8 protein-coding genes are annotated in these 12,442 nt (G+C 59.3%); 4 read left to right on the forward strand and 4 right to left on the reverse strand.

Translation table 11 applies throughout. The features are described 5' to 3' along the window. Nucleotides 1-88: 88 nt before the first annotated feature. Nucleotides 89-709, reverse strand: coding sequence for a peptidoglycan-binding domain-containing protein (locus AB1E33_RS08855; RefSeq protein ID WP_372576899.1), 621 nt, complete (start codon nt 707-709; stop codon nt 89-91). A gap of 663 nt (nt 710-1,372) precedes the next feature. Beyond that, nucleotides 1,373-3,031 carry an NAD+ synthase gene (locus AB1E33_RS08860; protein WP_372576900.1) on the reverse strand — a complete coding sequence of 553 codons (1,659 nt, stop codon included), beginning with the start codon at nt 3,029-3,031 and terminating at the stop codon, nt 1,373-1,375. 157 nt (nt 3,032-3,188) lie between these two features. Between AB1E33_RS08860 and AB1E33_RS08865 the strand changes: the two genes are divergently transcribed. Continuing rightward, on the forward strand, nt 3,189-4,586 hold the full coding sequence (locus tag AB1E33_RS08865; RefSeq protein WP_372576901.1) for a 2-isopropylmalate synthase: 1,398 nt from the start codon (nt 3,189-3,191) through the stop codon (nt 4,584-4,586). 3 nt (nt 4,587-4,589) lie between these two features. Here the strand turns inward: AB1E33_RS08865 and AB1E33_RS08870 are convergent, their stop codons facing one another. After that, the gene (locus AB1E33_RS08870; protein WP_372576902.1) at nt 4,590-5,255 is read right to left on the reverse strand and encodes an SDR family NAD(P)-dependent oxidoreductase; all 666 of its coding nucleotides are present in this window, start codon (nt 5,253-5,255) and stop codon (nt 4,590-4,592) included. A 259-nt stretch (nt 5,256-5,514) separates the two neighbouring features. Between AB1E33_RS08870 and AB1E33_RS08875 the strand changes: the two genes are divergently transcribed. Continuing rightward, nucleotides 5,515-7,089 (forward strand): 2-isopropylmalate synthase, encoded by a 1,575-nt coding sequence (locus tag AB1E33_RS08875; protein ID WP_372576903.1) that lies wholly within the window; start codon nt 5,515-5,517, stop codon nt 7,087-7,089. Between the two features lie 123 nt (nt 7,090-7,212). On the opposite strand, the gene AB1E33_RS08880 is transcribed toward AB1E33_RS08875, so the two are convergent. Continuing rightward, a complete protein-coding gene (locus tag AB1E33_RS08880) occupies nt 7,213-8,814 on the reverse strand; it encodes an adenylate/guanylate cyclase domain-containing protein (protein WP_372576904.1) in 1,602 nt (533 codons plus the stop codon). Nucleotides 8,815-9,248: 434 nt separating this feature from the next. Between AB1E33_RS08880 and AB1E33_RS08885 the strand changes: the two genes are divergently transcribed. Together AB1E33_RS08885 and AB1E33_RS08890 are read left to right on the forward strand one after the other, a co-directional pair. Then, on the forward strand, nt 9,249-11,207 hold the full coding sequence (locus AB1E33_RS08885) for a bifunctional 2',3'-cyclic-nucleotide 2'-phosphodiesterase/3'-nucleotidase (protein WP_372576905.1): 1,959 nt from the start codon (nt 9,249-9,251) through the stop codon (nt 11,205-11,207). Between the two features lie 139 nt (nt 11,208-11,346). Further along, a complete protein-coding gene (locus AB1E33_RS08890) occupies nt 11,347-12,393 on the forward strand; it encodes a rod shape-determining protein (protein ID WP_249707463.1) in 1,047 nt (348 codons plus the stop codon). Nucleotides 12,394-12,442 lie beyond the last annotated feature (49 nt).

Consider the following 12,442-nt stretch of genomic DNA (forward strand, 5'->3'; position numbering starts at 1 on the left):
GATCTCAAAATAGAAAACCAATGGAGACTCCTCTAGGTCCTTGCGACCGTGGGATGGTTGCCCGCACCCATCCCACCGTTCGCCAACGTCACGCAGCCATTGCCGAATCATCCAGCTTCTGCAGGAACATATCGTGGTCGCGCTCAAAGATGCGTTCCAGTTTCAGCGCGATCTTGTTCTTCTTCTGGGCCTCCTTGAAGAGGTCTTGCGCCTCGCTCTCGGCCAGTTTCTGTTCATGCGGCTTGCCCTTCAGATAGCGCTCGAAATCTACCCGCAACTCCTCGATCCGCTCCATGTCCTTGACGAATTGGTGCAGGTATTTCGCATAGGTCTCGGCCGAGATGTTGAATATCCGGTAGAACGCCTTGAGGTCCTTGTTCTTGTGATGCTCTCCGGCCAGAACCGCGATCTCGATCCGGGAATCGCTGAGGTCTTTCCGCTTCATCTTCAACTGCTTCAGCCCGCGCGAGATGTCCTTGACGCCCCATTTCGGCGCCTTGCCGCGCGCCTCCAGCGCTGTCATCGTGTTGTCGCCGACAATACCGTCGACCTTCAGCTTGTTCTTTTTCTGGAACGCCTTGACCGCGGTCAGCATGGCCTCATCAAACACCCCGTTCACACTCACTTTCGGCTTGGCCCCTAATTTGTTGAGCTTTTCCTGGACTTTCTTGACGGGGGCGCCCTTGGCACCTTTCTTCAGCAGTTTCATCGCATTTCTCCGTATCTGGGTCGGCAGGGTGCCGAACTTGCTGCGGTGAAAAACAGATAACTGGCCCGCAAAGATCGCGCTTGCGGAAGGGCTGAGGATTACTTGAGGGTTTCGTGGATTTTTCTGGGGTCGGGACGCGTTGCCAAGCCCCGGATGCGTGGCAGCACCCTCACCGGCTGCGAAGGCGCCTCAGCAGCGCGCCAAGCCGACCTTGCCAGCGGTCTTCGGGCTTTTGCATATGCTTGAATGGTGTCGGTTCGGTCGAGGTCTTTGCGCGTGCGCGGCGCTCTTTCAACCCGCGCATTTGCGGAGACGGCCCGGCGGTCTCACTGATATGTTTGTCCATGAACGCGCGAATGGCCTCTTCCGAAAACACGTCCCGCGGAGGTTTCGTTCTTGGCTTCACGGGCTTCCAACCCGCTCTTCTGGGAGGCACGTAAACGGATTTATCGGTCATGACAAAACACCAAACAGTTCAGATCTCAGGCCGCGCCCCGATCTGATGTCGGTGTCTGTGCGGATCTTTCTGCTCGGACAAGCTTCTGTATTCAAACAATAAAATAGGTGCCTTCACCGCGATTGTGGAGCTTGTCTGGCATAAATGTGGCACAATTTTGGTTGCATTTCAAGCGCCAACAGAAACCCAGGGTTGTGGCGTTGTAATCAACTTCTGTCGCGCCACCGGTTCACGATCGGATAGCGGCGGTCCAGCCAGAAGGCGCGCGGCGTCAAGCGAGCACCGGGGGCAGATTGGAACCGCTTGTACTCGCTGATATAGACCAGATGCTCGACCCGGCGCGTGGTCTCGGAGTCAAACCCGGCCGCCACGCAATCGGCGATGGAACCGTCCCGATCCACCAGAATCTCCAGGATCGCGTCCAGCTCGGGATAATCGGGCAGGCTGTCGCTGTCTTTCTGATCGTCGCGCAGTTCGGCGCTTGGCGGTTTGTCGATGACCGAGGGCCGGATCACCTCGCCCTCCGGGCCCTTCATCCAATCCCGGTGATTGGCGTTGCGCCAGCGGCAGGATTCGAAAACGCGGGTTTTGTAAAGGTCCTTGATCGGGTTATAGCCACCCGCCATATCGCCATAGATCGTGGCATAGCCCACCGCCACCTCGGATTTGTTGCCGGTGGTCAGCAGCATCTCGCCAAACTTGTTGGAAAGCGCCATTAGCAGCAGACCGCGCAGGCGCGACTGGATGTTTTCTTCGGCCAACCCCGGCTCAGTGCCTGCAAACAGCGGGGCCAGCGTGTTTGTGATCGCCGCGCGCCCCTCAGAGATTGGCACATAGTCATAGCGCACACCCAACGCCTTGGCCACGGCCTCGGCATCGTCCAGCGAGGCCGGGCTAGTATATTCCGAGGGCAGCATCACACAGCGCACATTCTCGGCGCCCAGCGCATCCACCGCAATGGCCGCGACCAGCGCCGAATCCACACCGCCTGACAGACCCAGAAGCACCTTGCCAAAGCCGGTCTTGCCGCAATAGTCGCGCAAGCTTTGCACCATGCAGCGGTAATCCTGTTCCCATTCATCGGGCAGCGGCGCGATCTCGCCTTGCTGGATGCGCCAACCATCGGGGCCTCGCTCAAGGTCCAGTTGAGTGATCGCTTCGTCAAAGACCGGCATGCGCAGCGCCAGCGCGCCGCCGGGATTGATTGCAAAGGTGCCGCCGTCAAAAACTTGATCGTCCTGACCGCCCACCATGTTCAGGTAGATCACCGGCAATCCTGTTTCGACCGAGCGCGCCACCATGTGGTTCAGCCGCACGTCCATCTTGTCGCGGTAGTAGGGCGAGCCGTTGGGGATCAGCAGGAACTCGGCCCCGGTCTCGGCCTGGGTCTCGGCCACGTCCTCGAACCAGCCATCTTCGCAGATGGGCGATCCCACGCGGGTGTTACCAACCGAATAGGGCCCGCCCAGAGGCCCGGCATCAAAGATGCGGACCTCGTCGAAAACGGTATCGTTGGGCAGGTGATGCTTCAGCATCCGACTGGTGATCTTGCCGCCTTTCAGGATGCAATAGGCATTATAAAGCTTGCCGTCCTCTGCCCAGGGGCACCCGATGGCCAGCGCCGGACCATCGGCGCAGTCTGCGGCCAGCGCCCGAACCTGATCCATCGCCGACAGATGGAACGCGGGTTTTCTCACCAGATCCTGGGCGTTGTATCCGGTGATGAACATCTCAGTCAGCGCGACCAGATCGGCACCGTTCTCTTTGCCCGACTGCCAGGCTGCGCGCGCCTGGGCGGCGTTGCCCTCAAGGTCGCCAACCACCGGGTTGAGTTGCGCCAATGTGATGCGGAAACTGTCAGCCATGCCGCCCTCATGCAGTAAAGGTCAGTCTGACCATTTACCAGATCACGCCGAGAGGGAAAGCCAAATGCGGCAAAAGACATTGCCCCCGGTAGCCGCCTGTCCTAATTTTGAGTAAACACGTGCAGCGATGCACGGAAATGAGCAGACAGAGGCACAGATGAACACGATCCGCAGGACCATCATCGCCGGTATCGCACTCGGGGCAGCAGGCCACGCGCTTGCGCAGGATGGCCAGGTTCTGACCAAGCAGGACGATATCGGTGGCGTCTATGAGGGCACATTCCGCGGCGGACTGCAGCACGGCACTGGCAGTTATCGCCTGCCCAACGGCTACGAATATACCGGCGACTGGATCGATGGCGAGATTCGCGGCAAGGGCGTGGCGCGCTTTCCTGACGGCTCGATTTATGAGGGCGATTTCGTCAAAGGCAAGCCCGAGGGCAAAGGCAAGATCACCTTCGCTGATGGCGGCACTTTCGAGGGCGACTGGCTGAACGGTGTCATCAATGGCCAAGGCATCGGCGACTATGCCAATGGCGTGCAATATGAAGGCGGGTTCCAGAATGCCAAACACCACGGCAAGGGAGTGATGCAAAGCCCCGGCGGCTATGTCTATGACGGTGACTGGGTCGAGGGCCGCAAGGAAGGCACCGGCACCATCACCTACCCCGATGGTGCGAGTTACAAGGGCGAGATCAAGGCCGGGCAGCGGCACGGCACGGGGACGCTCAAACTGCCCGACGGGCTTGTCTATGTCGGCCAGTGGGCGGATGGTCAGATCAGCGGCGAGGGCCGCCTGACGCAGCCCAATGGCGATGTCTACGAAGGCAATCTGACCGAGGGTCGTCGCGAGGGGACGGGAAAGGTGACCTATGCCAATGGCGACACCTATGCCGGCGACTTCGCAGATGATCAGCGCCATGGGCAGGGCACGTTCACTGGTACCGATGGCTATACCTATAATGGCGCCTGGGTCACAGGCCAGATCGAGGGTGAAGGCCGCGTCACCTACCCCGATGGCTCGGTCTACGAAGGCGCGTTCCGGGCCGATCTGGCCGACGGGGTCGGCAAGATCGTCTATCCCGACGGCTCCAGCTATGAGGGCGGCTGGATTGCTGGCGTCATCGAAGGCAAAGGCAAGGCGATCTATGCCAATGGAATCGTCTATAATGGCCAGTTCGAGAACGCCAAGAACCACGGCACCGGGGTGATGACCTATCTCGATGGGTATCGTTACGAAGGCGAATGGAAAGACGGGTTACGCCATGGCAAGGGCAAGGCCACTTACCCCGACGGCTCGGTCTATATCGGCGACTACAACAAGGGTCAGCGCGAAGGTCAGGGCGAGATCACCATGGCCGACGGGTTCAAATATTCCGGCCAATGGCAGGGCGGCAAGATCAGTGGCAATGGTGTTGCCACTTATGCTAATGGCGATGTCTACGAGGGTAATTTCCGCAATGGCAAACGCCAGGGCGAAGGCACGATGCGCTATGCAGGCGGGCAGGAGGAATCCGGTACCTGGGAAAACGGCGCGCTCAAGGACGGCGGCTGAACGTTACCATTCGACCGCTTTGCCTGCCCAATCGAAAAACCGCCCGGTCTGGTCAGGCGCTAGCCCCTCGATCACCGAAAGCAGGTTCTCTGCCGCCTCTTCCGCAGTGACAGAGGGATGCCCGCCGGCATATTTCTCGGTCAACCCGGTTCTGACTGTCCCCGGATGCAGCGCCACGCAGATACTGTCGCGATGGCTGCGGCTGAGTTCGATCGAGGCGGTTTGAATGATCTGATTCATCGCCGCCTTGGCTGCGCGGTAGCTGACCCAACCACCCAGCCGGTTGCCCCCGATCGAACCAACCCGCGCCGAAAGCGCCGCAAAGACGCAGCGCCGGTCGCGCGGCAAAAGACGCGCAGCATCTCGTAAAACCAGCGCCGGACCCACCGCATTCAAGGCGAATTGATCCATCATCACCTGCGCCCGGATCGACCGGATGGTCTTTTCCGGGGCAGCACCCGCAATCTCCAAGGCGCCCGACGCCACGAAGATCAGATCGAAAGACCCGCCAAGCGCGCCCAGCACACGCACGACCGAGGCCTCATCTGTCAGGTCAAGACCGTCTTGAGACCGCGACAGCGCCTCGACCGACACGCCACGCGCACGAAGTGCGGCAGCGACCGCCTGCCCTATTCCACCGGATGCTCCGATCACCAATGCCCGTTCCATGCCGCGCAGGTAGAAGGAACGGGAACAACGTCAATGCCGCGCCCAGATCGAATTGGCTCTTCCCATTCCCCCGCGCCCCTGTATAAACTCGCCTCATGATCAACCACGCAAAAATCCCAGTGACCCACGCCGCATGCGGCGCGTCCCTGCGTGGCCTACTGATCCTAAACCGCCTCTGAGCGTGCCGTCCGGCGCGCCCGCTCAGAGGAGGATGCCTGCGCGCCCAGAGGTTTAGGACAGAAGACAGAAAGACATACCCATGACAAAAGCAACCGACCAAGACCGCGTCTTGATCTTTGACACAACGCTGCGCGATGGCGAACAGAGCCCGGGCGCAACAATGACCCATGCCGAAAAGCTTGAGATCGCCGAGCTGCTGGACGAGATGGGCGTAGACATCATCGAAGCGGGCTTTCCAATCGCCTCGGAAGGTGATTTCCGCGCCGTTTCCGAGATCGCCGAACGATCGAAACAGGCCGTGATCTGCGGTCTGGCCCGCGCCAACTTCAAGGATATCGACCGTTGCTCTGAGGCAGTGCGTAAATCCGCGCGTCCCCGCATCCACACCTTCATCGGCACCTCGCCGCTGCACCGCGCCATCCCGAACCTCACCCAGGACGAGATGGCCGACCGCATCCATGACACGGTGACGCATGCCCGCAACCTCGTGGACAATGTGCAATGGTCGCCGATGGATGCAACGCGGACCGAGTGGGATTACCTCTGTCGCGTGATCGAAATCGCGATCAAGGCCGGGGCCACCACGATCAATATTCCCGACACGGTGGGCTACACCGCGCCGGTGGAAAAGGCCGAGATGATCCGCAAGCTGATCGAAACAGTTCCGGGCGCGGATGAGGTGATCTTCGCCACCCATTGCCACAACGATCTGGGCATGGCGACGGCCAACTCGCTGGCCGCCGTTGCAGGCGGTGCGCGCCAGATCGAATGCACAATCAACGGGCTGGGCGAGCGGGCGGGTAACACCGCGCTGGAAGAGGTGGTGATGGCTCTGAAAGTACGCAATGACATCATGCCGTGGCGCACCGGCATCGACACCACCAAGATCAAGCATATCTCGCACCGCGTCGCCACCGTTTCGGGCTTCCCGGTCCAGTTCAACAAGGCGATCGTGGGCAAGAACGCCTTTGCCCATGAAAGCGGCATTCATCAGGACGGGATGCTGAAGAACAAGGAAACCTTCGAGATCATGCGCCCCGAGGATGTGGGCATCGCCGGCACCGCGCTGCCGCTCGGCAAACACTCGGGTCGCGCTGCCCTGCGCGACAAGCTCAAGACGTTGGGCTATGAAGTGGGTGACAACCAACTCAAGGATATCTTTGTGCGCTTCAAGGAACTGGCCGACCGCAAGAAAGAGGTGTTCGACGACGACCTGATCGCACTGGTTCGGATCGAAGAAGACGGTGAAAACGACCATCTGCACCTTGTCTCAATGCGCGTCACCTGCGGCACCAATGGTCCCGCCGAGGCGACGGTCGAGATGCAGGTGGACGGCGCAGATGTCACCGCCACCTCAAATGGTGACGGCCCGGTCGACGCAACGTTCCGGGCGATCCGGGTGATTCATCCCAACAAGGCGCATCTGCAGCTTTATCAGGTAAGCGCGGTGACCGAAGGAACCGACGCGCAGGCCACGGTCTCGGTCCGCCTGAGCGAGGACGGCATGATCGCCACCGGCGAGTCGGCCAACACCGACACGGTTGTCGCCTCGGCCAAGGCCTATGTCCACGCCCTGAACCGCCTGATGGTGCGACGCGAAAAAACCGGCCCCGGAGCAGACACGCGCGAGATCAGCTACAAGGATCTGATGTGAATAAACAACGCAAGGCGGAGATTCTGCCGCCTTGCCAAAGCATCTTCTGGCAGCGAACAACGCATGCTTTAGCGTCTCCTTCTTAGCTCGAAGCGGTCAAAATTGAACCCAATTTGGGAGATGCTATTTTTCGTCCGGTTGGGCCACCAATTCGAACGCAGCAATACTGTCACCGATGCCTTTTAGGTCGAAAGGCCCAGCTGGTTGCAAATCGGATTCGATCTGCCATGCGGTCGCGTGCGAAATGAGAATCTGACCGTCGACAGCTTGCTCGCAGAGCCGTGCGGCCAAGTTAGGTGCAGGACCTATTGCAGAATAGTCGCGCCGGCCCTCAAAACCGATCTGGCCCAGTGTCGCCGCCCCTGTCCCGATCCCGATACCAACCCCTAGGCCGCATGTTTCCGATCCGGCCGCAATTGGCCCCATCGCCTTTCTGACCGCCTCACGCAGTTCTATGGCGAGGTTAGCCGCCCTTTGTGGTGCGTTCTCCAAAGCAACTGGTGCTCCAAATAGGACCATTAAACCATCGCCAAGAAAGCGCTCCAGCGTTCCGCCGCTAGCCTCGATCAGCGGGCCACACGCACCATGAAACGCGTTGAGCGATTCGACAACCTGAACGGGCGTTGCGGCATTTGCGAAGGCAGTAAAACCACGAAGATCGACAAACAGAACGGTGATCTCAGCCCGTTGTGTACGCAAAATGTCGAGCTCATCCGGCGCAGCAACAATCATCTCGGCCACCTGGGTCGGCAAAAACCGCCGCAAACGATTTGTGCGTTCGATTTCTTCGACCTGCGTTTGAACCTTGATTTCCAGCGCTGAATTCAGTTCGGCGAGTTCGGCCTTCTGACGTTCCACTGCATCATAAAGCTCTCCCAATTTCGCACTTGTTTGGTTTGCATGCCCTGCAAGTTCGCCCAATTCATCTCGATTGGGTACGTTGACCCGTGTATTGAAGTTTCCAACGGCGATTTCACCCAACGCCCACCTTATGCGGTCCAGAGAACGTGTGATTGAGGCTGAGATTGAGAAGCCGAGAATAAGGGCAAGAGCGATAGCAAATCCAGATGCGCCCAGAACCATGCGTCTTGCGCGTTCGAAAGCGGCAGCGTTCTCGACGGCGCGCGCTCGCATTTCCTGTCCCAGTTCGAAGGAAATCGAAGAGACGACCCGATCAAATGTATCCAAGGCTTCTAAAAAGTCCGTGTCGTAGACAGCTCTGGCTGCCGCGATATCGCCCTTTGCGAACAGATTGCGCATCAGCGACGCAACCGATTGGACATCTCTTTCTTTCACGTAGTAATCTTGTTCATAATCTGGCGTAATGAAAAACGTGGCCCTATTGTTAAGTCCGGTTTGACCTGCGGCGGCACGAAACAAGAAAACTTCATCATTGAACCTGCTCGCGAGACTTTTGTTCGTGGCGCTGTCTCCATGGTTTAGAAACAGCTCCGCACCCACGAGTCTAATAGCTTGGATGCTGCGACCAATTGAACGCAATGTGCTGATCCGGATCTGATCATCGACCAGATCGGAAGCTCTTTTGTTGGCTTGACGCAGCTCTGAAACGCCTGTGAGAGCCAACGCAACCATCAGACCGACGACGACCAAAAAAGCAAAGGGCAGCTTGACACGAATCGGAAGCGCATTCCGCCCGATTGCTTCTATTGTCCAACGAAATAGATCCAACCGCTCTATCAGCGCCCCGTGATTCTTGTGGACCATCCCTGACCTCCTAGTGAGAGTATTATGTTGGCAATCGGCAGATCTGCCAAATCGAAGCGGGATCGTCGCTACTCCGCACAGGACTCGACTCAGCAGTATCGCTTGGCCCTTTCAGGTTCGGGGTCGGTGTGCTCTGCATTGAGGCCCGGATATTCGCAAGTAGGTAATTCAGCTTGTAGCTGGCGCCTTATGTGTTGTTTTTTACCCAATTCAACGTTCGCGAGAAAATGCCATGCTGTCATCGACCGGACGCAACAAGTGACAGATTTGTCTGCCAACCCGATACCTGGCCTAGCTGGTGCTCCGCGTTTCCCTAGGTCATAAAATCTTCACTCTGAACAGGATGTCAGCGCTATCGCAGTGAATTCTTCGCCGCTATCATGTTGATCCATGCAGCGCCTGCCGCTCTGCACCGAACATTCAGGGAAGATACCATGTCACTTTCGCTCACCCGCCGGGGTTTCCTTGCCGGAACCGCCGGTTTTGTTGCGCTACATCCGTTCTCAGCCCGGGCGGCCTCCAACCAAGCGCATTTGCGCCTGATGGAAACCACTGACCTGCATGTGCATGTGTTCCCCTATGACTATTACGCCGACAAACCGCGCGACACGGTGGGGCTGGCCCGTACCGCCTCGATCATCAAGCAGATTCGGGACGAGGCCACCAACTCGATGCTGATCGACAACGGCGATTTCCTGCAGGGCAACCCGATGGGCGATTACATCGCCTATGAGCGTGGCATGAAGGAGGGTGACAGCCACCCGATCATCACCGCCATGAACACGGTGGGTTTTGATGCCACGACACTGGGCAACCATGAGTTCAACTACGGGCTGGATTTCCTGACAAAATCGCTGGCGGGGGCCGAGTTTCCGGTGGTCAGCGCCAATGTGGCGCTGGAGATGGGCAGCGATCCGACCAAAGACAAGACGCTGATCAAACCCTATGTGATCCTTGAGAAACAACTCACCGACGGCAGTGGCGAAACCCACCCAATCAAGGTCGGCCTGATCGGCTTCGTCCCGCCGCAGATCATGAACTGGGATCGTCGCCATCTGGAAGGCAAGGTGCAGGCCCGCGATATCGTGGCCACCGCGCAAGCTTATGTGCCGCAGATGAAGGAAGACGGTGCCGATATCATTATCGCGCTCAGCCATTCCGGTATCGGAGAGGCCGACCACGGCGACGGGATGGAAAACGCCTCCGTTCCGTTGGCCGCGGTTGAAGGTATTGACGCGGTGCTGACCGGTCACCATCACCGGGTCTTCCCCTCTTCCGACTATGACGGCATGGCCGGGGTCGATGTGGCAAAGGGCACCATCCATGGCAAACCCGCTGCCATGGGCGGGTTCTGGGGCTCGCATCTGGGCCTGATCGATCTGATGCTGGAACGCTCGGGCGGTGAGTGGAAGATTGTCAGCCACGCGAGTGAGGCGCGCCCGATCTCGAAACGCAACGAGGACCGTTCGATCACCGCGCTGGTCGATAGTCAGCAGGATGTGCTGGATAGCGTGCAGGGTGACCATGACGCCACGCTCGCCTATGTGCGCCGCGCGGTTGGCAAGACCGACGCGCCGCTGCATTCCTACTTCGCGCTGGTGGCCGATGATCCGTCGGTGCAGATCGTCTCGATAGCGCAGCTTTGGTATATCGAACAGATGATGAAAGGCACCGAGCATGAGGGGCTGCCTATCCTTTCAGCCGCCGCGCCCTTCAAGGCCGGTGGCCGGGGCGGGTCGGATTATTTCACCGATGTGCCCAAAGGCGATGTGGCGATTAAGAATGTCTCGGATCTTTACCTCTATCCCAACACCGCGCGCGCGGTGCTGGTGAGCGGAGCGCAGGTCAAGGACTGGCTGGAGCGCTCGGCGGGCATGTTCAATCAGGTCGAGGCGGGCAAAGCCGATCAGGTGCTGCTGAACCCCGATTTCCCCAGCTACAATTTCGACGTGATCGACGGAGTGACCTATCAGATTGATCTCAGTCAACCCTCGAAATTCGACACCAAGGGCGAGGTGATCAACCCAGACGCCAACCGCGTCGTGAAACTGCAATTCAACGGCGCGCCCATCGACCTGCAAGCGCAGTTCATCATTGCCACCAACAACTACCGCGCGGGTGGCGGCGGCAAATTCCCCGGTGCGATGGGCGATACGGTGGTCTTCGAGGGGCCCGATACCAACCGCGATGTCATCGTTCGCTATATCGTCGAGAAAGGCACGATCAGCCCCAAGGCCGACGCCAACTGGTCCTTCGCGCCCCTGCCCGGTACCAGCGTGCTGTTCGACACAGGCCCCAAGGCAGCCGATTATGTCGAGGATGTGCAAGGTGTCACCATCGAGCCTGCAGGCGATGGTCCGGACGGATTTGCCCGCTTCCGCATCGCGCTTTGAGGTCACGAAGGGCGGAATAGCGCTGATTTAGGCGGATTCGGCCCTTCCCCCACCATCTGTAGAGGCCTATAAGGTTAAAAATCCTGCGATCGTTAGAGTCGCGGGAACTCTGGGCAGCACTCTACAGGATCACGCATATATGTCGGTGTTTGGAAATCTTGGCGGCTTGTTCTCGTCGGACATGGCCATCGATCTGGGGACCGCGAACACGCTGGTTTATGTCAAAGGCCGCGGGGTGATCCTGTCGGAACCTTCCGTCGTCGCCTATCACGTGAAAGATGGCGTCAAGAAGGTGCTCGCGGTGGGTGAAGACGCCAAGCTGATGCTGGGTCGGACACCGGGCAGCATCGAGGCGATCCGCCCGATGCGCGAAGGTGTGATCGCCGATTTCGACACCGCCGAAGAGATGATCAAGCATTTTATCCGCAAGGTGCATAAACGCTCTACCTTCTCCAAGCCCAAGATCATCGTCTGTGTGCCGCATGGTGCGACACCGGTGGAAAAGCGCGCGATCCGCCAATCTGTCATGTCGGCGGGCGCACGCCGCGCCGGACTGATCGCCGAACCAATCGCGGCGGCCATTGGCGCAGGCATGCCAATCACAGATCCGACCGGCAACATGGTCGTCGATATCGGCGGCGGCACCACCGAAGTGGCGGTTCTGTCGCTGGGCGACATCGTCTATGCCCGCTCGGTTCGCGTCGGGGGCGACCGAATGGACGAGGGCATCGTGAACTATCTGCGCCGCCAGCAGAACCTCCTGGTGGGCGAAACCACCGCCGAGCGTATCAAAACCACCATCGGTACCGCACGCATGCCCGATGACGGGCGCGGCCAGTCGATGCAGATACGGGGTCGCGACCTGTTGAACGGTGTGCCCAAGGAAATCGAGATCAGCCAGGCCCAGGTGGCCGAGGCGCTGGCCGAACCTGTTCAGCAGATCTGCGAGGCGGTGATGACCGCGCTTGAAACCACTCCGCCCGATCTGGCCGCCGACATTGTCGATCGCGGTGTGATGCTGACCGGTGGCGGCGCACTGCTGGGCGATCTGGATCTGGCGCTGCGCGAGCAGACGGGTCTGGCGGTGTCGATCGCTGACGAAAGCCTCAATTGTGTTGCACTGGGGACCGGCAAAGCGCTGGAATACGAAAAGCAACTGCGCCACGCGATTGACTACGACAGCTAAGGCGCGCACCCTTCTTTGGGGGGCAGTTCACTGCGCTCGGGCACGCCCG

It is taken from the genome of Ruegeria hyattellae, assembly GCF_041537925.1.
Lineage (GTDB): Bacteria > Pseudomonadota > Alphaproteobacteria > Rhodobacterales > Rhodobacteraceae > Ruegeria_C.